The 20,128-nt window shown below is 69.0% G+C and carries 23 protein-coding genes and 1 tRNA gene; 10 read left to right on the forward strand and 14 right to left on the reverse strand.

All coding sequences use genetic code 11. The annotated features are described in order from the left end of the window. On the forward strand, positions 1-452 hold a 452-nt coding region (locus ACLQ7T_RS07010), incomplete at its 5' end, for a hypothetical protein (protein ID WP_420478780.1). A 306-nt stretch (positions 453-758) separates the two neighbouring features. On the opposite strand, the gene ACLQ7T_RS07015 is transcribed toward ACLQ7T_RS07010, so the two are convergent. From ACLQ7T_RS07015 to ACLQ7T_RS07025, 3 genes are all read right to left on the reverse strand, one after another. After that, positions 759-962 (reverse strand): cold-shock protein, encoded by a 204-nt coding sequence (locus ACLQ7T_RS07015; RefSeq protein ID WP_420478781.1) that lies wholly within the window; start codon positions 960-962, stop codon positions 759-761. A 217-nt stretch (positions 963-1,179) separates the two neighbouring features. Further along, complete coding sequence (locus tag ACLQ7T_RS07020; RefSeq protein WP_420478782.1) at positions 1,180-1,941, reverse strand: extensin-like domain-containing protein; 762 nt, start codon at positions 1,939-1,941, stop codon at positions 1,180-1,182. Positions 1,942-2,019: 78 nt separating this feature from the next. Continuing rightward, on the reverse strand, positions 2,020-3,156 hold the full coding sequence (locus ACLQ7T_RS07025) for a serine hydrolase domain-containing protein (protein WP_420478783.1): 1,137 nt from the start codon (positions 3,154-3,156) through the stop codon (positions 2,020-2,022). Between the two features lie 139 nt (positions 3,157-3,295). Here ACLQ7T_RS07025 and ppk2 point away from each other — a divergent pair, with 139 nt between their 5' ends. Next, positions 3,296-4,042: a polyphosphate kinase 2 gene (gene ppk2 / locus ACLQ7T_RS07030; protein ID WP_420478784.1), complete on the forward strand. Its 747-nt coding sequence runs from the start codon at positions 3,296-3,298 to the stop codon at positions 4,040-4,042. Here ppk2 and gluQRS read toward each other — a convergent pair. Continuing rightward, positions 4,039-4,884: a tRNA glutamyl-Q(34) synthetase GluQRS gene (gene gluQRS / locus ACLQ7T_RS07035; RefSeq protein ID WP_420478785.1), complete on the reverse strand. Its 846-nt coding sequence runs from the start codon at positions 4,882-4,884 to the stop codon at positions 4,039-4,041. The two genes, ppk2 and gluQRS, sit on opposite strands and share 4 nt — an antisense overlap. A 133-nt stretch (positions 4,885-5,017) precedes the next feature. On the opposite strand from gluQRS, the gene ACLQ7T_RS07040 reads away from it, so the two are divergent. From ACLQ7T_RS07040 to ACLQ7T_RS07050, 3 genes are all read left to right on the forward strand, one after another. Continuing rightward, positions 5,018-5,674 carry a DNA-3-methyladenine glycosylase family protein gene (locus tag ACLQ7T_RS07040; RefSeq protein ID WP_420478786.1) on the forward strand — a complete coding sequence of 219 codons (657 nt, stop codon included), beginning with the start codon at positions 5,018-5,020 and terminating at the stop codon, positions 5,672-5,674. A 17-nt stretch (positions 5,675-5,691) separates the two neighbouring features. Beyond that, entirely contained in the window at positions 5,692-6,339 is a 648-nt protein-coding gene (locus tag ACLQ7T_RS07045) for a trimeric intracellular cation channel family protein (protein WP_420478787.1), read from the forward strand. A 146-nt stretch (positions 6,340-6,485) separates the two neighbouring features. After that, positions 6,486-7,046 carry an HNH endonuclease gene (locus ACLQ7T_RS07050; protein ID WP_420471453.1) on the forward strand — a complete coding sequence of 187 codons (561 nt, stop codon included), beginning with the start codon at positions 6,486-6,488 and terminating at the stop codon, positions 7,044-7,046. 8 nt (positions 7,047-7,054) lie between these two features. Here ACLQ7T_RS07050 and ACLQ7T_RS07055 read toward each other — a convergent pair whose 3' ends face one another. Beyond that, complete coding sequence (locus tag ACLQ7T_RS07055; protein WP_420478788.1) at positions 7,055-7,612, reverse strand: hypothetical protein; 558 nt, start codon at positions 7,610-7,612, stop codon at positions 7,055-7,057. 177 nt (positions 7,613-7,789) lie between these two features. Here ACLQ7T_RS07055 and ACLQ7T_RS07060 point away from each other — a divergent pair, with 177 nt between their 5' ends. Beyond that, positions 7,790-8,569 (forward strand): transglutaminase-like domain-containing protein, encoded by a 780-nt coding sequence (locus tag ACLQ7T_RS07060; protein ID WP_420478789.1) that lies wholly within the window; start codon positions 7,790-7,792, stop codon positions 8,567-8,569. Here the strand turns inward: ACLQ7T_RS07060 and ACLQ7T_RS07065 are convergent. The 3 genes from ACLQ7T_RS07065 to rpmB form a co-directional block, all read right to left on the reverse strand. Beyond that, on the reverse strand, positions 8,566-10,305 hold the full coding sequence (locus tag ACLQ7T_RS07065) for a M1 family metallopeptidase (RefSeq protein WP_420478790.1): 1,740 nt from the start codon (positions 10,303-10,305) through the stop codon (positions 8,566-8,568). The genes ACLQ7T_RS07060 and ACLQ7T_RS07065 overlap by 4 nt on opposite strands. Before the next feature lie 58 nt (positions 10,306-10,363). Further along, a complete protein-coding gene (locus tag ACLQ7T_RS07070; protein WP_420478791.1) occupies positions 10,364-10,702 on the reverse strand; it encodes an MmcQ/YjbR family DNA-binding protein in 339 nt (112 codons plus the stop codon). Between the two features lie 85 nt (positions 10,703-10,787). Continuing rightward, on the reverse strand, positions 10,788-11,084 hold the full coding sequence (rpmB, locus tag ACLQ7T_RS07075) for a 50S ribosomal protein L28 (RefSeq protein WP_141627585.1): 297 nt from the start codon (positions 11,082-11,084) through the stop codon (positions 10,788-10,790). 209 nt (positions 11,085-11,293) lie between these two features. Between rpmB and ACLQ7T_RS07080 the strand changes: the two genes are divergently transcribed. After that, positions 11,294-11,764: a DUF3617 domain-containing protein gene (locus ACLQ7T_RS07080; RefSeq protein WP_420471448.1), complete on the forward strand. Its 471-nt coding sequence runs from the start codon at positions 11,294-11,296 to the stop codon at positions 11,762-11,764. Between the two features lie 48 nt (positions 11,765-11,812). Here the strand turns inward: ACLQ7T_RS07080 and ACLQ7T_RS07085 are convergent, their stop codons facing one another. From ACLQ7T_RS07085 to fdxA, 4 genes are all read right to left on the reverse strand, one after another. After that, positions 11,813-12,094 carry a hypothetical protein gene (locus tag ACLQ7T_RS07085; protein ID WP_420478792.1) on the reverse strand — a complete coding sequence of 94 codons (282 nt, stop codon included), beginning with the start codon at positions 12,092-12,094 and terminating at the stop codon, positions 11,813-11,815. Positions 12,095-12,162: 68 nt separating this feature from the next. Beyond that, positions 12,163-13,113 carry a DUF808 domain-containing protein gene (locus ACLQ7T_RS07090; RefSeq protein ID WP_420478793.1) on the reverse strand — a complete coding sequence of 317 codons (951 nt, stop codon included), beginning with the start codon at positions 13,111-13,113 and terminating at the stop codon, positions 12,163-12,165. 118 nt (positions 13,114-13,231) lie between these two features. Continuing rightward, complete coding sequence (locus tag ACLQ7T_RS07095; RefSeq protein WP_420471446.1) at positions 13,232-13,771, reverse strand: CarD family transcriptional regulator; 540 nt, start codon at positions 13,769-13,771, stop codon at positions 13,232-13,234. 340 nt (positions 13,772-14,111) lie between these two features. Further along, entirely contained in the window at positions 14,112-14,453 is a 342-nt protein-coding gene (fdxA, locus tag ACLQ7T_RS07100; RefSeq protein WP_420471445.1) for a ferredoxin FdxA, read from the reverse strand. Positions 14,454-14,605: 152 nt separating this feature from the next. On the opposite strand from fdxA, the gene ACLQ7T_RS07105 reads away from it, so the two are divergent. After that, the gene (locus ACLQ7T_RS07105; RefSeq protein ID WP_420478794.1) at positions 14,606-15,235 is read left to right on the forward strand and encodes a YceI family protein; all 630 of its coding nucleotides are present in this window, start codon (positions 14,606-14,608) and stop codon (positions 15,233-15,235) included. Here the strand turns inward: ACLQ7T_RS07105 and ACLQ7T_RS07110 are convergent. Together ACLQ7T_RS07110 and ACLQ7T_RS07115 are read right to left on the reverse strand one after the other, a co-directional pair. After that, the gene (locus tag ACLQ7T_RS07110) at positions 15,219-15,500 is read right to left on the reverse strand and encodes an RNA-binding S4 domain-containing protein (RefSeq protein ID WP_420478795.1); all 282 of its coding nucleotides are present in this window, start codon (positions 15,498-15,500) and stop codon (positions 15,219-15,221) included. The two genes, ACLQ7T_RS07105 and ACLQ7T_RS07110, sit on opposite strands and share 17 nt — an antisense overlap. Further along, positions 15,497-17,995: a helicase-related protein gene (locus tag ACLQ7T_RS07115; RefSeq protein ID WP_420478796.1), complete on the reverse strand. Its 2,499-nt coding sequence runs from the start codon at positions 17,993-17,995 to the stop codon at positions 15,497-15,499. Before ACLQ7T_RS07115 ends, ACLQ7T_RS07110 begins: the two co-directional genes overlap by 4 nt. A 297-nt stretch (positions 17,996-18,292) precedes the next feature. Here ACLQ7T_RS07115 and ACLQ7T_RS07120 point away from each other — a divergent pair. Both ACLQ7T_RS07120 and ACLQ7T_RS07125 read left to right on the forward strand, forming a co-directional pair. Further along, positions 18,293-18,369, forward strand: a tRNA-Arg gene (locus ACLQ7T_RS07120). A 145-nt stretch (positions 18,370-18,514) separates the two neighbouring features. Next, positions 18,515-20,128 carry a DUF4153 domain-containing protein gene (locus tag ACLQ7T_RS07125; RefSeq protein WP_420478797.1) on the forward strand — a complete coding sequence of 538 codons (1,614 nt, stop codon included), beginning with the start codon at positions 18,515-18,517 and terminating at the stop codon, positions 20,126-20,128.

Consider the following 20,128-nt stretch of genomic DNA (forward strand, 5'->3'; position numbering starts at 1 on the left):
GCCCGGATGTGGCGGCCTCGTCGGACGCCGCCCCGGCGGACCCGGAGGCCGCGCGCGAGGCCGAGGTGCTGGATCACTGGCGCGCGCCCCTGACCATCCGGCCGCAGGATCTGGCGCGCAAGGCGCTGGGCGGGGCCATGTCGGCGCTCAAGGCGGGGCAGGGGCTGAACGCCCTGCGGCTGGCCCGCGCCGCCGCCGAGATCGCCCGGCTCGACGCCGTGCTGGACTGGACCGAGGAGGACCCGGCCGAGGCCGAGGCGAGCGCCGAGTTCCGCTTCCAGCAGATGCAGCTCTTCATCCGCGAACGCGCCCTCAATCTCGCCGAGGACCTGTTCGCCGACCGCGACCTGCCGGAGCCCTACGCCGGACTGAAAGCCGACCTCGCCCGCCGCCGCGCGGCGCAGGCCGAGGTGGATCGGGGTGAGGGCCAGGGTGCGGGAGTGTCGGGATGACAGGGTTTCGCGATTTTTCCATGAGAGGCGCCAACCCGATCTCCTTCTCCCCTCCGGGGGAGAAGGTGGGCGGCGGAGCCGCTCGGATGAGGGGGATGTGTCCGCGCGCTCGTCGTCTGACGGTGGGGCTGCGTTTGGCTTACCCCTCATCCGTCACGCTTCGCGCGACACCTTCTCCCCCAAGGGGAGAAGGGCAATCCAGGCCGCGTCGGGTCGAGAAGGCGGAGCCTTCTGAGCGCGGCCCAAAAGAAAAGGCGCGGCTGCCGAAGCTGCCGCGCCCTTCCGTTTCGACGTGGGTGTCGATCCTTAGAGGATCTTCAGGTCCACGGCCGAGGTCTTGCCGCGCTGGGATTCCAGCTCGTATTCGACCTTGGCGTTTTCATCGAGGCCCGCGAGGCCAGCCTTTTGCACCGCGGTGATGTGGACGAAAACGTCCTGACCGCCGCCATCAGGCTGGATGAAGCCATAACCCTTGGTCGGGTTGAACCACTTGACCGTACCGGTCGCCATTGTGCGTCTCCGTAAACGCGCTTTTCCAGGCGGATGCCCCTGCGGGGAATCCGTCAGCCCATCTGGACAAGCTCGTTCAGTAGAAGGAGCGCTGCACGGGGATGGAGACCGCGCGAAATCCGGACTGCGGGCGAAGTTCTCACCCGCAAAGCAGCGGCGGTCAACAGCAAAGAGATTCGCTCGCAAGGCGAACAGGGTAAGCGAAGGCTTACCTTCCCTAGCGGCAGAGGCCCCGGGCGGCCCCGTCCAGATGCAGGTGATCGGCGTGGGCGTCGTTGTAATCCGGGCTCAGAACGGTCGAGAAGACGCGGCAGGCCCCGTTCCTCAGGGTGCGCAGGAAGCCGGCGCGGGGTTCGGCCTCCGGACCGTCTCCGTTCCAGTCGCGGGCGACGGAGATGACGCGGCCGTCCTCCAGGGTGACGCCTGCGACATCAAGCGCGTTGGCGCGGGCGTGTTCGCTGGGCCGGGCGTCGGGGTTGTCGGAGTTGTAGATGCGGCGGCAGGCGTAGGAGCCGTAGGTGTCCACCCGGGCGACCTTGCTGCCGAAGGCCTGCTGTGCGGCGGGCTGGAGGACCTGGCGGTCCCAGATGACGTAGCGGACGGCCAGGGGGCACTGCATGACCAGGCCGCCGGGGGCCAGGGGGGTGATGTCGCCGCCGGTCAGGCGCACGGCGCCCTGGACGAAGCAGAAACCGCCGTCGTCGCGGTCGTCGGCGCGCTCGACCTGCACCCCCGCCTCGCGCAGGATGCGCATGCAGGCGTCGGTGGTGGCCACGACCTCCTCGGGGGCGGCGGTGCGGGTGAGTTCGAAATCGCTGACCTTGGCGGCGGTGGCCTGACCGATCGGATGGTTCAGGTCCAGCGGCTTCCACGGCAGGTCCTGATGCGGGGCGAAGGCGTTGAGCAGGGCGAAGGCCGCGCAGACGCCCAGCGCGGCCTCCCACAGCAGGTTCCAGAAATCGGCGAAGTCGCGCTTCATGCCGGGACAGGGTTAACCGCCCCGGCGGCGCGGGCAAGGGGGAAGGGGGAAGGGGGAAGGGGGAAGGGGGCGGAGCGGCTAGGGGGCGAAGGCCAGGGGGATCAGCCGCTGCAGCGCCGCCTGGCAGGCGCGCTGGCCGGACGGGCCGTCATTGGTCAGGACGATGACGGCGCGGCGGCGCTGCGGGGCGGCGGCGACGGTGCAGTGCCACAGGGTGTTGGAGCCGTCGTGGCCGATGACCGGGCCGGGCCCGCCGACGCCGCCCCACGGCTGGTCGCGGACGCCCCAGCCGCAGGCGTAGGGCGGCGGAGACCCGGCGGGCGGGGTGGTGAGACGGCCCAGGCTGTCGGCGCTGAGCCAGCCGGGGGCGCCGCCCATCATGGCGCTGATGAAGCGGGCGTAGTCGCCCAGGCTCATGTGGGCCGTGCCCGCCGGGCCGAGGGCCGCGGGATTGTCGGCCCCGGGGTTGTCGGGCGGGACGGGGGTGCGGGTCTCGCCGATCATGCGGTGGCCCCAGGGATTGTCCCGTCCGGGCGGCGGGCCGAAGCCGGCGCTGGTCAGGTTGAGCGGGCCGTAGAGCTCGGTCCGCATGGCGTCCTCCCACGATCCGCCGGTGATCCGTTCGATGGCCGCGCCGATCAGGATGTAGTCGGCGTTGCCGTAGCTGAAGGCGCCGCGCGGACCGGCGGGCGGGGCGGCCAGCACCTGCTCGACCAGGGCCCGGCGCTGGGCGGGCAGGGGGCGGGGGTCGGCGCGGGCGCTGATCAGCCAGTCGCGGCCCAAGACGGGGGCGTCCAGCAGGCCGGCGCGATGGTGCATGACGTCCTCGAGCGTCAGGCCGTCCCAGCCGCTGTCGATCGTCAGACCGGGGAAGGCCTCGGCCAGCGGCATGGCCCAGCGGGCGCGGCCCTGCTCGATCAGACGGGCGAGGACCGCGGCGGTCATGGCCTTGGTGTTGGAGCCCAGATGCCAGCGGTCGTGGCGGCCGGCGAGGTCTACCTCGCCGCTGCGTCGCACGCCGCGCACGCCGGACCAGCCGAGCGCGCCGTCGGTGATGACGCCGGCGGCCATGGCGGGCGGGGCGGCGGCGGCGAAGACCGCGTCCAGCGCCTCGTCCGCGCCGGCCAGGTCGGTGGCGAAGGCGGCGCGGGGCAGGGCGCCCGCCACCGGAAGGGCGGCGAGGCCGGTCAGCAGTCGGCGGCGGGACGGGCTCATCCGGTGTCTCCTGTGCAGAACGACAGGCTTAGCCGTAACGGTGGTCGATTACACATTAGAACGCGGAAAGGTTTCAGCCCGACGACGAAACGCGCGCGGCGACATTGCCCTGACGGACCACCGGGCGCACGGTGGGCACATGGGCAAGAAAGACGACTACGACGACGCGCTGGAACGGCTGCAGGTCGCGATGGTGGAGACCCAGGCCTGGACCATCGCCGAGGGGCGACGGACCCTGATCGTGTTCGAAGGCCGCGATACCGCGGGCAAGGACGGGGCCATCAAGCGGCTGACGGAATATATGTCGCCGCGCCAGACGCGGGTCGTGGCCCTGCCGAAGCCGACGGAGCGCGAGGCCACCCAGTGGTATTTCCAGCGCTATGTCGGCCACCTGCCGGCGGCGGGGGAGACGGTGATCCTGAACCGCTCCTGGTACAACCGCGGCGGGGTCGAGCCGGTGATGGGCTTCTGTACGCCCGACCAGCACGCGCACTTCCTGAGGAACGCCCCGCGGTTCGAGCGGATGCTGACAGACGACGGCATCGTGCTGATCAAGCTGTGGCTGGACATCTCGCGGCAGGAGCAGTCGCAACGGCTGGCCGAGCGGCGCGAGGACCCGCTGAAGCGGTTCAAGCTGTCGTCGCTGGACGCCGAGGCCGAGGCGCGCTGGGACGCCTACAGCGGCGCCCGCAACCGGATGCTGGAGGAGACCGACAGCAAGGCCGCGCGCTGGACGGTGGTGGCGACCGACGACAAGAAGACGGCGCGGCTGAACATCATCCGCCACGTCCTGCGCAGCATCGCCTGTCCGACCGCGGAGGTGGAGGCGCCCGATCCGAAGATCGTCTTCCCGGCGGAAGACAATCTGGACCGGCTGTTCCGCTAGACGCCCAGTTCGGCCCGGAGCGCGGCGGGCGACAGCCCCTGCGACCGGAGGTGGGCGAGCGTCACCGAGCCGTCCCGCTTGGCGTAGCGGCGGCCGTCCGGGCCGGTGATCAGCCGGTGGTGGCGATAGACCGGCGTCGGCCAGCCCATCAGGGCCTGCAGCAGGACCTGGATGTGCGTCGCCTCGAACAGGTCCTGTCCGCGAATGACGTGGCTCACCCCCTGCCGCGCGTCATCGTGGGTGACGGCGACGTGGTAGGCGGTCCCGGCGTCCTTGCGGGCGACAACGACGTCGCCGGCCGTCCCGGGCCGGGCGCGGATCAGGCCGCGTTCGCCGTCCGGCCCCTCGCCCTCCTCGACGAAGGCCAGGGCCTGCCAGGCCCGGTCGCCCAGCGCCTCGCGCGCGCGGTCCAGCGACAGGCGCCAGGCGAAGGCCCGGCCTTCGGCCAGCAGGACGGCTTCTTCCTCGGGCGGGTGCGGCCCGGGACGGACGGCCTCGGCGGCGCCGTGCGGGGCGTCTCCGATGGCGTCGAGAATTTCCTTGCGGGTGCGGAAGCAGCGGTAGAGCAGTCCGCGCCGGTCGAGGGTGTCGATGACGACGGCGTAGTCGGCCAGATGCTCCGACTGGCGCCGCACCGGGGTCTCCCAGTCCAGCCCCAGCCAGGCGAGGTCTTCCAGAATGCCGACGTCGAACTCCGGCTTGCAGCGGGTCGGGTCGATGTCCTCGATGCGCAGGAGAAACCGTCCGCCGGCCGTGTTCGCGGCTGTCCACGCGGTCAGGGCCGAGAAGGCGTGGCCCTTGTGCAGGCGGCCGGTCGGGGAGGGGGCGAAGCGGGTGATCATCGGATGAAATCTCGCGGTTTCCGGACGTCATCGCCCCATCCGGCTTGCGCGGAGAGGGGCGGATGGATGAGGTCGGTCCTCGAGAACATGATCCACGCCTAGATCAGCCGTCGCGCCCTGTCGATGAGACCCGATGCCTTCTGTCCCCGGCCCTGAACAGATCGCCGCCGCCCGCGAGGCGCTGGTCGCGCTGGATGCGCGACTGGCCACGGCGCACGCCGGCCTGCCGGCTTTCGCATGGCGCGCGCGGACGGGCGGGTTCGAGGGGCTGTTCCGGATGATCGTGGAGCAGCAGGTCTCGGTGCAGTCCGCCGCCGCCATCTGGAAACGGGTGGTGGACGGGCTGGCGGGGGAGGTGACGCCCGGGCGGGTGCTGGCCGCCGAGATCGAGACGTTGCGGTCGTTCGGCCTGTCGATCCAGAAGGCGACCTACGGCCACGAGATCGCGCGCGCCCATGTGGAGGGGCGGATCGACTTCGACCATCTGGAGCGGCTGTCGGACGAGGAGGCGGTGGCCCGGCTCGTCGCCATCAAGGGCGTCGGGCGGTGGACGGCCGAGACGTTCCTGATGTTCTGCGAGGGGCGGACCGATGTGTTCCCGGGTGGGGACATCGCCCTGCAGGAGGCGATACGCTGGGCTGATGGATCGCCGGAGCGGCCGAAGGAGAAGGCGGCCAATCTTCGGGCCGAGCTGTGGTCCCCGCATCGCAGTGTGGCGGCCCATCTGCTCTGGGCCTGGTACGGGGCGGTGAAGCGCGGTGAGATCGTGCTGGAGAACCCGCCCGCATAGAGGCTAGGGTCCAGCGCATGACGCCCCTGGTCGACCCCGCCATCGCCAATCCCGAGACGGTTCTCGGCGCGCTTGATTTCGCAGGCGTGGCCGTCTTCGCGGCGACCGGGGCGCTGGCGGCCGCCCGTCAGAAGCATGACCTGGTCACCTTCGCCTTCTTCGGCGCCATCACGGGGGTCGGCGGCGGGACGCTGCGCGACCTGCTGATCGGGGCGCCGGTCTTCTGGGTGCAGGACTGGCGCTACATCGCCATCTGTCTGGCCGCCTCGGTGGCGGTTTGGATGGTGGGCGCCCGGCCGTGGCGGTTCCGCGCCCTGCTGTGGCTCGATGCGATCGGTCTGGCGGCCTACGGGGTCATGGGCGCGGCCAAGGCGGGCGCCTTCGGCATCGCGCCGCTGATCTGCATCGTCATGGGGGCGCTGACAGCCTGTTTCGGCGGGGTGGTACGCGACCTGCTGGCGGGCGAGCCCTCGATCCTGCTGCGGCGCGAGATCACCGTCTCGGCGGCCCTGCTGGCGGCGACGGTGTTCGTGGTGGCGCGGGTCGTGGGGCTGGAGGTCTGGCCTGCCGCCTTCCTGGGCGGAGCCCTGGGCTTCGGCCTGCGCGCGGGGGCGCTGGCCTGGGGCTGGAGCCTGCCCGCCTTCCCCGGCACTGTCACCCGCTGAGCCCGCGCGAACGTCGCGAAAGCGTCGTCGTCCGGTCATCGCCAAGCTGTCGAATCAGGGCTACCGTCGATCCTGCCTGACGAGGGAAGGAGACGTGTCTTCAGTCCTGTCGCTTCGATAACCCTCCGTCTCCCGGAGCGGACCTGATGCAGGTCCTCAGTCGTCCCCCCTCGGGCTGGCCCGCTCTGGTATTGAACGCCGACTTCCGGCCCCTGTCCTACTATCCGCTGTCGATCTGGCCGTGGGAGGAGGTGGTCAAGGCGGTGTACCAGGACCGCGTCGACGTGGTCTCGGTGTACGACAAGGTCGTGCGCAGCCCCTCCATGGAAATCCAGCTGCCCAGCGTGATCGCGCTGAAGAGCTATGTGGATCAGGATCGGCAGCCGGCCTTCACCCGCTTCAACGTCTTCCTGCGCGACGGCTTCGTCTGCCAGTACTGCGGGGACTCGACCGAGCTGACGTTCGACCACGTGATCCCGCGCTGCCGCGGCGGGCGCACGACGTGGGAGAACATCGTCGCCGCCTGCGGCCCCTGCAACCTGCGCAAGGGCGGGCGCACGCCCCAGCAGGCCCAGATGATGATCCGCCGCGCGCCCCACCGCCCCAGCGCCTGGCAGTTGCAGGAACACGGGCGGCGGTTCCCGCCGCACTACCTGCACCAGAGCTGGCTCGATTATCTCTACTGGGACATCGAGCTGGAGCCGTAGGGGCTAAATCAGAGGCTCTCGGCGCTGTAGGGCTTCGCTGGGGATGGCGGCAGCGTCGGCTGGAACACCAGTTCAGAGTTTTGCACATTGTCCCGCATGTGGCGCGAGAATGTCAGTTGGCCTTGGTCAAAGCACCAAGTTGCCACGTCGCCGGAGAACTGCGCCCCAAACGCGTTCTGCAGAGGCTCACTATCAACCTGACAGGGCAAGCCGTAGGCCTGCTTCAGCGCTTGAATGTGGTGGTCAAAGTCCTCGGCACTGGTCTCCAGGATCATGCCGCTGAACTTGGCGTCCTTGAAGCTCACAAACTCGTCGAGCACCGGCCTGTCTGCGAGCGAGAAGCCCACAAGATCGCAATACACAGCTATCTCATCGGAGCTTGGGCGGCATTGCTCGACAATTTTGAGATCATCTCTCGCTTGGACCAGTGTGGTTTCCCCACTGACCATTCCGCGGAAGGAGAACTTCGGCAGTGGTGCGGGTGTAGGTGGCGTTGCGCTCGTTTCCGACCGAGCTTCACAGCCCGCAAGTAAAACAATGCAGATCAAACCCGCTACCGTTCGCACTCGGCCCTCCTTCACGCGAATTCGGTTTAGCATGCACTCTTCGGTAGGTGGTGACTATCGGTGATCTGACCACCACGCAGTTAAGCAAGCGACCGAACGACGCTTCGCGATCCCCCACGGAACACCGCTCGAATCCCCACGTTGACGGCGGGCCTCTGTCGCCCCATTCGAGCCGCCATGAAAATCCGCGTCCGCGCCGAACTCGTCTATCGTTTCGATCCTCCGACGGACGCCATCTATCAGCTGCAGGTCGCGCACTGGCCGGGGCAGAACATCCTCGAGGAGCGGCTGGAGACCACGCCGCCGGTGGAGTTCATCGAGAACGAGGACGCCGAGTTCGGGGCGCGGACGCTGCGGGCGCATCTGTCGGGCGAGGTGGCCCTTACCTATGAGGCGGTGGTCGACAACGGCCTGCTGAAGGGGCTGCCGCCGGTGACGGTGCAGCATGACTGGAATGACCTGCCGGCCGAGGTGCTGACCTATCTGAACCCCAGCCGCTACTGCCCGTCGGACCAGTTCGGGCGGTTCGTGGAGCGGACCTTCGGCGGTACGGTCGGGGGCGAGCGGGTGCTGGCCATCCTCGACTGGATCAAGGCCAATATCGACTATGAGCCCGGGTCCTCGGACAGCGAGACGACGGCCGCGCGGACCTTCATCGACCGGGCCGGGGTGTGCCGCGACTTCACCCATCTGGGCATCACCCTGTGCCGGGCGTCGGGCATTCCGGCGCGGGCCGTCAGCGCCTACGCCTTCGATCTGACACCGCCGGACTTCCACGCCATCTTCGAAATCTGGCTGTCGGACGGCTGGTGGCTGGTGGACCCGACAGGGCTGGCGCCGGTCGAAGGGCTGGTGCGGATCGCCTGCGGCCGCGACGCCGCCGACATCGCCTTCCTGACCACCCAGGGGACGTGTCGCTTTGTGCGGCAGTCGGTCAGCGCCGTGGCGGTCGACTAGCGGGGTTCGCGCCCCTTCCACACCTCGATGAAGTCCAGTTTGCGCAGGACCTTGCTCTGCGGGTCGATCAGGACGTGGGCGCCGGCGGGGGCCGTGACCTCGCCCCGGCCGCCGGTCATCGATACGGTGACGAGGCGGCCATCGATCTCGACCTCGACCGGCATGGGGAAGGTTTCGCCGTCGCCGGTCACCCACTCCAGCCGCAGGGTGTCGCCGTCGCGGGTCTGGCGCAGATCGGGCAGGGCGGCGTTGTAGAGATAGCCGCGGAAGAACCAGCCCAGATCCTGACCGGTCTCCTCATTGACGATGGCCAGGAACTCGTTGGTCGTGGCGTAGCGCGTGGTGAAATTGCCGGGGCGCGGGTCCGGGCGGCCATAGACGAGCCGGGTGACCGACCGGAAGAAGGCCTCGTCACCGACCAGCATCCGCAGCGAATGCGCGATCAGCGACCCCTTGTTGTAGATGTCGAGCCCCGGACCGACGTCGCCCTTGTAGACCTCGTCCTCTGACTTGAGCGTGCCCGAGACGACCGGGAAGCGGTTGATCAGGCCGTTACGCTGGTCGAGCAGTTCGGCCTGGAAGTAGCGGTCGCCATGCAGCCAGCGCAGGTAGAGGGGCTGCATATAGCTGCCCAGACCCTCGTGCAGCCACATGTCGTCGGCGTTGCGGTTGGTCATCTGGTTGCCGAACCACTCGTGCGCCAGTTCGTGGTGCAGCAGCCAGTCGTAGCCCTTGCCGTCCAGCCGGTAGCCGTTGCCGTAGGCGTTGATGGTCTGGTGCTCCATGCCAAGGTGCGGGGTCTCAACGACGCCCATCTTCTCGTCGCCGAAGGGGAAGGGGCCGACGGTGGCTTCGTAGAAGTCCAGCATGGGCGCGAACTCGGCGAACAGGGCGCTGACATTGGCCGCGTCGTCGGTGCGCAGATACCAGTAGGACAGCCTGATCGTGTTGCCGAAACGGCTGCGGTAGTCGGCGCTGACCTCGTCGTAGGGTCCGATGTTCAGGGCGATGGCGTAGGTGTTGGGATTGGCCGCCGACCAGTTCCAGGTGGTCCAGCCGTCGCCGTGATCCTCGGTCCCCATGAAGCGGCCGTTCGACGGGGCGGCCAGGTCGGACGGGATGGTGATGTGCAGATCGACCCGGCCCGGCTCGGCCAGGGGGCTATCGATACAGGGCCAGAAGAGGTCGCAGCCTTCGCCCTGGATGGCGGTGGCGATCCACGGCTGGCCGTCGACGGTGGCGGACCAGACGAAGCCGCCGTCCCAGGGCGCGCGGGGCGCGACGCGCGGGGCGCCGGCGTAGGCGATGCGGATCCGGACGGTGTCGCCCGGCGTCAGGTCGCGGCCGAGGTCGATCCAGAGACGCCCCTCCGGATTGCGCCAGCCGCCCTCGCCCTGCGCCAGCTCCCGCCCGTCGACCTGCACCGACGAGATGGTCAGCAAGGTGTCCAGTTCGACCGGCAGGACGCTGAGCGTTCCGGTGGCGGTGAAGTCGAGGACGGCGACGCCCTCGATGGTCCTGTCGTCGGGGATGACCTTCAGCGTCAGGTCGGCCTTGTCGAAGCGGACGGCTTCCTGCTCGGGCGTGCGCGGCTGGTCGGTGGCGAGGGTGAAGTCGGTTGATTCGCGGGTGGGCTTCGGCTCGGCGGCCGGGGCGTCCTGGGCCAGGGCCGGCGCGGCCGTCAGGGCCATGAGCGAGGCGCCCAGAAGGGCGGCGCGGCGGATGGACTTGGACATGAGACAGCTCCCCGGAACAGGGGCGCAGACTGGCGGGGAGGGGCGGTTCACGCAACCGTCAGGACGCGAAGCCGTGCGCCTTTCGCTGGGCCTTCGTGGCGCGCCGGGCCCAGGCCTTGTCGATCTGCTCGCGCAGCCTGCCGTCGTCGGCCGCCTCGTAGCGGACCAGAACGGCGGGCCAGCCCTCGAAATGCGGGGTCTGGAAATAGGTCCGGGGCTCGGTCGCCATCAGGAAATCCACCGTCTCCCGATCCAGCGCCAGGGCGAGCGTGGTCGGATCGGCGTTGTCGTTGACGATCCAGTGGCCGCGCATCCGGATGCAGCGCCCGCCGTGCAGGGTCGAATCTTCCGCGCCGGGGCGGCTCAGGGCGTAGGCGAACATCTCGTCGCGCGTCATGGGCGGCAGGATGCGCCGTATTCCGCGCAAAGCAAAAGGGCCGGTGTTTCCACCGGCCCCTTCAGAACGCGTACAGCAGCGCGGCTTAGGCGGCGGCTTGCTCGGCCAGCTTGGCCTTGACCTGGCGCTTGATGCGCTGGGCGGCGACCGACAGCTGCTCGTCGCGGGCCTTGACGATGAAGGCGTCCAGGCCGCCCTTGTAGTCGAGGGTGCGCAGGGCGGCGTTCGAGATCCGCAGCGAGAAGGTTTGACCCAGGGCGTCCGAGGTCACCTTGACGGCCTTCAGCGACGGCAGGAAGCGGCGCTTGGTCTTGATGTTCGAGTGGCTCACGCTGTTGCCGACCATGGGGCCGATACCGGTGAGTTCGCAACGACGCGACATCTGACTATCCTTCGGAGCGGTCCGCGACGGGCGCGAACGCAATGAAACAGGTGCGCGCGAGACACCGTCCAGCGCGAGAGGTGGGGCGTATAGAGGAAGAGTCCGCGGGGCGTCAAGGCGTCTGCAGCCCGGGAACCGTTCAGGCCCCGTTCAATTCCCGCCATATATCCCGTCTAACCATGACTGAACCAATCGCCCGAGGGGCAAGGATGAAGACCGCACTGACCCGAACCGCCGCTGTCGCCGTTCCCGCGATCGTCGGCGCCCTGTTCCTGGCCGCGCCCGCGACGCCGCAGGCGGCCATGACCGTCCAGCAGAACGGGGACACCGTCCTGCCCGGCTACTGGGAGTATACGACCAGCGCCGTGGGCGTGCGCGACACCGAGCAGAAATGCGTGCGGCCCAGCGAGATCAACCGGTTCTTCGGCGGGCTGTCGACCCGCCGGTGGACCTGCACCTATCCCGTGCGTCAGGTCGGCGCCGGCAACGCCCGTTTCGAGGGCACCTGCGTGGATCACAAGAACCGCCGGGTGAACGTGCGTCTGAACGGCACCTACACCCAGCAGAGCTTCAGCTTCCGCGGCGGGGCCCAGCTGGCGCGCGGCACGCCCTATCTGCCCGCCTCGATCACGGCGCGCCGCATCAGTGCGACCTGCCCGGCCAACGCCGAATATTTCTGATCCCGGATCGTCTCCCGCCGCCCCCGGGCGGCGGGAGACCTTGCAGGCTTACCAGTAGCCGCCGGGGCATTCGCCGACCGCCGTCGCGACGACATAGTCGGACTTCGAGCCGTGCAGGGTGCCGGAGCCCACGTTGCCGTTGACGCAGCGGTCCAGCTGATGACCGACCACCGTCGTGTAAGTCGCGTCAGTATAATAGTATTTTTCGTAGAGCAGGCCGGGCGGAACCGCGGACGCGGCCCCGGCCACACCGGCGACGGCCACGGCCGCCACGAACGCAAGAGACTTGATCAGCTTCATCTCGAACCCTCCAGTGGTGAAGGCTCGCATCAGGCGCGCATCCGGGCGTGGATGTACAATCTTAAATAGCGTTAACCGATAACTTTCGCGTGTCTTTCTCAGTGCGCCTTCGCGCCGGGCTTGAGCCGGGCAAGCTGGTGCAGGGCGAAGGCGATGACGCCGCCGACGACCACGCCGATCACCGCCGAGGCCAGGGCGGTGGTCAGCCAGCCGACCAGACCGCCCAGCGGGCCGGTCGCGTGGGCGGCGGCGTGGGCCAGATGCTCCACGGGCTCCGCCGGCCAGTGCAGACCCAGCTCGTGCGTTCCGTGCATCAGGATGCCGCCGCCGACCCACAGCATGGCGAAGGTGCCGATGACGGACAGGGCGTCCATGACCACCGGCATGCCCTTCACCAGCCCGCGGCCGACGGTCTGGCTGAAGCGTGAGGGCTTGCGGGCCATGTGCAGGCCGATGTCGTCCATCTTCACGATCAGCCCGACCGCCCCGTAGACGATCACCGTCATGGCCAGGCCGACCACGACCAGCACCCCGGCCTTGGTCCACAGCGTCTGATCGACCACGTCGTTCAGGGCGATGACCATGATCTCGGCCGACAGGATCAGGTCGGTGCGTACAGCGCCGGAAACGGTTTTCTTCTCCAGATGGGCGGGGTCGTCGGTGGCGGGGGCGTCCGTCTCGTGATGGCCGTGGCCGCCGAACATCTCCATCAGCTTTTCGGCCCCCTCGAAGCAGAGGTAGGTCCCGCCGAGCATCAGGATCGGCGTCAGGGCCCAGGGCGCGAAGGCTGTGAGCAGAAGCGCCGCCGGCAGGATGATGAGCAGCTTGTTGCGTATGGAGCCGACGGCGATCTTGCCGATGATCGGCAGTTCGCGACTGGGCTCCAGTCCGGTGACGTATTTCGGCGTCACCGCCGCATCGTCGACCACCACCCCCGCCGCCTTGGCCCCGGCCTTGCCCGCGGCCGCTCCGACATCGTCGATCGACGCCGCCGCCATCTTGGCGATCCCCGCCACGTCGTCGAGCAGGGCAATAAGTCCGGAGGGCATGGGAGCGTCACAACGTGAGGGGAGAGAGACGGCAGAGGTAGGGCAGGCGCGGGCGCCGCGCAAAACAAAAGGCCCGGGATCGCTCCCGGGCCTCCCGCTTTCAGCGATGCGCGACTGATCAGGCGGCTTCGGCCTCGGCGGCCGGGGCGATGGCCTTCTTGGCGCTGAGCGACTTGCCCAGCAGCTCGACGGCGGCGTCCTTGTCGATCTTGTTGGCGGCGGCGACTTCGCGGGCCATGCGATCCAGGGCCGACTCGTACAGCTGACGCTCCGAGTAGGACTGTTCCGGCTGGCTGTCGGCGCGGTGCAGGTCACGGACCACTTCGGCGATCGAGATCAGGTCGCCCGAGTTGATCTTGGCTTCGTACTCCTGGGCGCGGCGCGACCACATGGTGCGCTTCACCCGGGCGCGGCCCTTCAGGGTGGTCAGCGCCTTGGTGACGACGTCATCGGCGGCCAGCGAGCGCAGGCCGGCGGTCTTGGCCTTCTTGGTCGGGACGCGCAGCGTCATCTTCTCGTGGTCGAAGGTCACGACATAGACCTCCAGCGACATGCCCGCGACTTCCTGGGTCTCGATCGCCGCCACCTTGCCGACGCCGTGCGCCGGATAGACGACCGCATCGCCAACCTTGAATTCCAGACCAGTCTTGCTCGTCATGTCACTTCCTTTCCCGGCTCAGCGGGAGGGGAGAGGCGAAGGCGCAAGGACAACAGAAGAACAGCCGCCGGAAACCTGCCCCGTCGGTGATGTGGTTCTGGTCGTCAAATGCGGAAACGGATCACCCAACCTCTGGCCGACCCCGCCTTCGTGGACGAGGTTCTGTCGCAAACGCGGGCGGCGCGAGGTTTTCGCGGACCGCCCGACCCAATGACAGTAACCTATCACAAATCTGCGGAATTTCAAAACGTCCACAGCGTCGGCGCCCGGAAGGGTGGAAATCCTCGCCGGATCGCGACAGGGGGGCGGTGAAACGATCGTCAGGCCATCCTGAGTGAAATCAGGATCCCGTGCCGGGCTTGGTTGAGAAATATTTCTCGAACTTGCCGGTCTCGCGCTCGAACTGCTCGCGGTCTTCCGGCGGCGTGCCCTTGACCGTGATGTTCGGCCAGACCTTGGCGTATTCGGCGTTGACCTGAAGCCATTTGCCGTCCGGTTCGTCTTCTGTGTCCGGGACGATGGCGTCGACGGGGCATTCAGGCTCGCAGACGCCGCAGTCGATGCATTCGTCCGGCGCGATCACCAGGAAGTTTTCGCCCTCGTAGAAGCAGTCGACCGGACACACTTCGACGCAGTCCATGAATTTGCAGCGGACGCAGGCGTCGGTGACGATGTAGGTCATGGGGCGGGAGCAAGCGTTCGGTGAGGGGCGCGGGACGCGCAGATGACCCTCACGCGGCGAACTGTCAACCGACAGCGGCAATGAGGGGGTTGCGGCGGCCCCGTGATGCTCTATTTGGTATCTATCACTCTTACAGTTTCTGGAGCCTCCCCATGCGTCCTCTCCTCCGTTACGCCGCGGCCGGCGTCGCCTCGCTCGCCTTGCTGACCGGCGGAGCCGTCGTCGCCCAGACGGCGCTCACGCGCGTGCCGGCTCAGGTCACCGCCGGCGCCTACAAGCTGGATTCCGATCACGGCAAGATCACCTGGTCGGTCAGCCACCTGGGCTTCTCGACCTACACCGGCCAGTTTGTGAACGTGCAGGCCGAACTGAGCCTGAATCCGTCGAACCCGTCGGCCTCGACCCTGACGGCGACCATTCCGCTGACGGATGTGATGACCGGCAGCCAGGGCCTGAACGGCCACCTGCAGACCGCCGACTTCTTCGACACCGCCAACCATCCGACGGCGACCTTCGTCTCGCGCTCGGTCACGGTTCATGCCGATGACGCCAATGAGGCCACGGTGGTCGGCGACCTGACCCTGCGCGGCGTGACCCGCCCGGTGACCATCGAGGTCGACTTCAATCAGGCCGGCCCGTCGATGGGCGACACCTACAAGGCCGGTTTCGACGGTGAGGCGACCATCAAGCGGTCGGACTTCGGCATCACCTACGGCATTCCGATGGGGCTGAGCGACGAAGTCGAACTGCACATCGAGGGCGAGTTCATCCTTCAGCGCTGATCGCGTACAGGGCGCGGGCCTCTTCGGGAGGTCCGCGCCGCTCGCCGAGGGCCAGAACCTCGAGATCGAACAGCCGCCCGCCGAGGGCGAAGACCAGACGGTCGCCGGGGTGGACCGAGCGGCTGGCCTTGTCGAGGCGAACCTGCCGACCCTGATGGGTCAGGCGGACCGCCCCCTTCTCCACCATTGTCGCCGCCAGCGTCCGCGTCTTCGCGAACCGCGCGCGCCACAGCCAGACATCGATACGACAGGCCGCGTCGTTCAACGCGGGGCCGCCTTGCGCCGGGGTCGCTTGCGGCGCGCCGGCTCCGACTTCGCGGCGGGTGACGGCGCGGTCAGGGCCGCGAGGGCCGCGAAAGGCGAATCCTTGACCGGCCTCGGCGTTTTGCCCGGCCGGTCCGGCTGCTGGGCGCGCACGGTCTTCAGACCGGCGAACAGGGCCCGGGCCTCGTCGGCGGTGATGCCCAGGTCTCGCAGGTCCCTGTCCGAGAGCTTGCCGTCCCCCCTCGCGCGGCGTTCGGCCAGCGCTTCCAGCAGCTCGACCGGGGCGGCGAAGCGGCCGACCGCGCGCAGGCCGAATGCGGAGAGCAGGCGCGGCGGGGGCGGCGGTTCAGGCAGGATGCTGAGACCGATCGTCTTTGGCCGGAAGGTTTCCCGCGTCATGAAGGCCTGCGCGGTGATCCGGGCGCGTGCCTTCAGCACGCCGGGCAGCCAGACGGAATGCGCGCCGACGCGGATGCCGAACTCCTTCAGGGTCCGCCGTTCGGCCTGGCTCAGGGCGGCCAAATCGCGTTCGACCTCCCGCCGGTCGATGATCCCGCCCGCTTCCAGCAGGCGGAAGGCGAGGCCGCGCGGCAGGCCCTTCAGCGTCCCGTTCTCGACCACGGTCCTGAGGCGGCGCAACGGTCGCAGGGCGCGACCGGACTCGCCCGCCAGCCAGGCCTCCAGCCGTTTGGTCGCCCGCTCGCGCGCGGCGACGGCGCCGAGGTCCCCCAGCAGTCGGACCCTGGGCGCGAAAGGCTCGCCGCCGACGATGACACCGGCCTGCGCCCCGCGCCACAGCACGGCGCCGTCCGGGGTGATGGAGAAGGCTTCGTCCGGTTCCGCCGCCAGACGACCCAGCCGTTTCGCGATCTCGGGCGTCACCGCCTGACGGGCGGCGTGGCGCAGGGCGCGGTCCTCAAGCGCGGTGGAGCCCTTGTCGATGCGGAATTCGATGCCGCTCAGATGGCCGACGGCATGGCCTTCCACGATGACCTCGCCGGTCTCGTCCTCGACCTGGGCGACGGCGTCGCCGCGGACGTTCAGGGCCTGCATCAGGGCGGTGGTGCGCCGGTCGACGAAGCGGGCGGTCAGTCGTTCGTGGAGGACGTCGGAGAGCCGTTCCTCCAGCACCTTGGTCCGGTCGCGCCAGCCCTGGGCCTGATCGAGCCAGTCAGGGCGATTGGCGATGTAGCTGAGCGTCCGCACGCCCGACAGCCGCGCCGAAAGCTGGTCGATCTGGCCGTCGTCACGGTCCAGTTCTGCGAAGCGCGGCGCGATCCAGTCCTCGGTCAGGCGACCGCGCTTTCCCGTCAACGCCTGGAAGATGTCCTTGGCCAGCCGCCCGTGCTCGTCGAGCGTGGTCTTCTGGAAGTCCGGAAGCTGGCACGCCTCCCACAGCCGCATGATGGCGCCGCGGGAGCGGCCGATCCGGGCCACCTCCTCGTCCTTGATCAGGCGGCGCAGCAGGGTCTCGTCCAGGGCGGGCGAAGTGAGGTTGAGGCCCCTCACGCCCGGCGTCTCGACCAGCGACCGGAGCAGGTCGTTCAGGGTGTTGAAATCCAGCCGGGCGTTTCGCCACTCGGCGCTATCGACCGGATCGAAGCGATGCTCAACCACCTGCTCGACCAGATCGGGGTCCAGCTCCAGCGCCTCGCCCGTGACGCCGAAGGTGCCGTCGCGCAGGTGCCGCCCGGCGCGGCCGGCGATCTGGCCGATCTCCGTGGCGTGCAGCCAGCGGGTCCGACGGCCGTCGAACTTCCTCAGCCCCGCGAAGGCCACATGGTCGACGTCCATGTTCAGCCCCATGCCGATGGCGTCCGTGGCGACAAGGAAGTCCACCTCGCCGGACTGGAACAGCTCGACCTGGGCGTTGCGGGTGCGGGGCGACAGGCTGCCCATGACCACGGCCGCGCCGCCGCGCTGACGCCGGATCAGCTCGGCGATGGCGTAGACCTGGTCGGTCGAGAAGGCGACGACGGCGCTGCGGCGGGGCAGGCGGGTCAGCTTCTTCGAGCCCGCGTAGGACAGGACCGACAGACGGTCGCGCGACACGATGTCCACGTCCGGCACGAGGGCGCGGATCAGCGGTCCCATGGTGCCCGCGCCGAGGAACATGGTCTCCTCGCGGCCGCGGGCGTGCAGCAGGCGCTGGGTGAAGACGTGGCCGCGCTCGGGATCGGCGACCAGCTGGATTTCGTCCACGGCCAGGAACTCGACCGTCCGCTCCAGCGGCATGGCTTCCACCGTGCAGACGAAATAGTGCGGCCGCTCGGGGACGATCTTCTCCTCGCCCGTGATCAGGGCGACCCGGGCGGCGCCCCGCTGTTTGACGATGCGGTCGTAGATCTCGCGCGCCAGAAGGCGCAGCGGCAGGCCGATCATGCCCGAGGCGTGACCCAGCATCCGCTCGACCGCCAGGTGGGTCTTGCCGGTGTTCGTGGGCCCCAGGATCGCTGTCACGCGCGACGGGGCCCGGCCTGTTCCGCGGTCACTCATATCGGATGAAAGGTGGCCTTTCCGGCGCGGTTCCTCAAGCGGGGTCTCGCGGTCGTGACCGGAGTAAACGCGACGCTGCGCGGGGGCGGAACAGGCGCGAAACGAATCGGGACCGAATCGGCGACTCGGCCTGATTCGGGCTTTGTTCCCTACAAGATATTGTATCTTAAGGCCGATTAACCACAACCGGAAAGTGGCGTCGCGGCGACGTCCTGTCGGGTCTGGCGACGCTGACGGGAATTTCCTGGACGCGGCCGCTTCCCCCGGCGCGTCCGACCCGCTAGGTCAGGCCCCCGTGGCCCCGTAGCTCAGCTGCATAGAGCAAGGCTTTCCTAAAGCCGAGGTCGGAGGTTGGAGTCCTCCCGGGGTCGCCATCCGGCGCGTGACCAGGCCCGTCTCCCGCACGCGGCGACGCCGTCTGCACCGCTTCTGCACATCGTCTCTGCCGACACTCCTCCGGGGGTCCCGAAGGCCTGAACCTCGAGGCGAGACAAGGGCTCCTCATCGAAGGGGAGGCCCATGTTCGGCAATCATCCATTTTCGCGTTCGTCCTTCTGGCTGAAGGGCGCCGTCGCGCTGCTGCTGGCCATTCTGGCCAATGTGCTTTTGTTCCAGAGTGTGCCGTGGGGTGCGGTTCTCGGCGGGTTCGCGGCGGCCTGGATCGCCGGACTGGTTCTGGTGCGGCGGGGGCTGGTCCGCGACCGGCGAGCCCTGCTGGCCCTGCTGGCGGCGGCGAGCTTGGCGGGACTGATGGTCGAGCGGCCGGGACTTCTGCCGTGGATGCTCTTCGGCCTGATGCTCACCTTGGCTGCGCTTTCAGGCCGGGTGAAGAGCGGCGAGCCGGTGTGGCGCTGGTTCCAGCGTCTGCTTCTGCACGGGGTGGTGTCGCTGGTCGGACCGATCCTCGACATGGTGCGGCTGGCGCGGCTGCGGCGGCGCGGCCCTTCAAGGATGTCCCCCGTCGCCCTTCTGAAGGTGGCGGCCTTGCCGCTGATCGGCGGGCTGGTCTTCCTGCTGCTGTTCGCGCGCGCCAACCCGCTGATCGCCGATGCGCTGGACGCGGCCAGCCTGCCGGCGCCGTCGGGGGCGACCGTGTTGCGCCTCATCGGCTGCGTCATCGTGGGCGTGATGGCGTGGACGACGCTGCGGCCGCGCTGGCGGCGCAAGCTTCTGGCCCTGCCGTCGCTGGGGCAGAGGGCGCTTCCGGGCGTCAGCACCGCCTCGGTGACCCTGTCGCTGATCGTCTTCAACGCCCTGTTCGCGCTTCAGAACGGGCTGGACATCGCCTTCCTGTGGAGCGGCGCGCCCCTGCCGGGAGACACCACCCTGGCCGACTACGCCCACCGGGGCGCCTATCCCCTGATCGGGACGGCCCTGCTGGCCGGGCTGTTCGTGCTGGTCGCCCTGCGTCCGGGATCGGAGACCGCGCAACGGCCGCCGGTGCGTCGGCTGGTCGTGCTTTGGGTGGCGCAGAACATGGTGCTGGTCGCCTCATCCCTGCTGCGGACGGCCGACTACATCGACGGGTACGCCCTGACCCGCTTCCGCATCGTGGCCATGGTCTGGATGGTCATGGTCGGCATCGGCCTGCTGCTGATCTGCTGGCGGATGCTGAAGGGCAGGGACGGGCACTGGCTGATCGACGCCAACGCCAGGGTGGCGCTTGTCGTCCTGACGGGGCTGAGCGTGATCGACACCGGCGCGATCGCCGCCGCCTGGAATGTGCGCCATGCGCGGGAAGTGGACGGCACGGGCGCGGTGCTGGACCTCGGCTATCTGAACGCCATCGGCGAACCCGCGCTGGTGTCGCTGGTGGAGCTGGAACAGGCGACGGATGATCCGGAGCTGAAGGATCGGGCGGCCGCCGTCCGTCGAGACGTGATGGACCGCGTCGATCGCGACAATCGGGCCTGGCGGGGCTGGACCTGGCGTCGGGCGCGGCGGCTGGCGCGGGTGGAGGCGCTGGCGGCGCGCGAACCCCTCGTCATTCCTCTCGCTGGCGAGCGGCTGTGGGACGGACGTCTGGCCCCGCCGCGCCGCCCTGAGCCTGCTCCCGAGCCTGTGGCGCCTTCCGTTCCGGTCCCGGCCTCGGACCACGCCCTCACCCCGTTGACCTCTGCCCCCGGAGTCTGA

The organism is Brevundimonas sediminis, from assembly GCF_048799765.1.
Lineage (GTDB): Bacteria > Pseudomonadota > Alphaproteobacteria > Caulobacterales > Caulobacteraceae > Brevundimonas.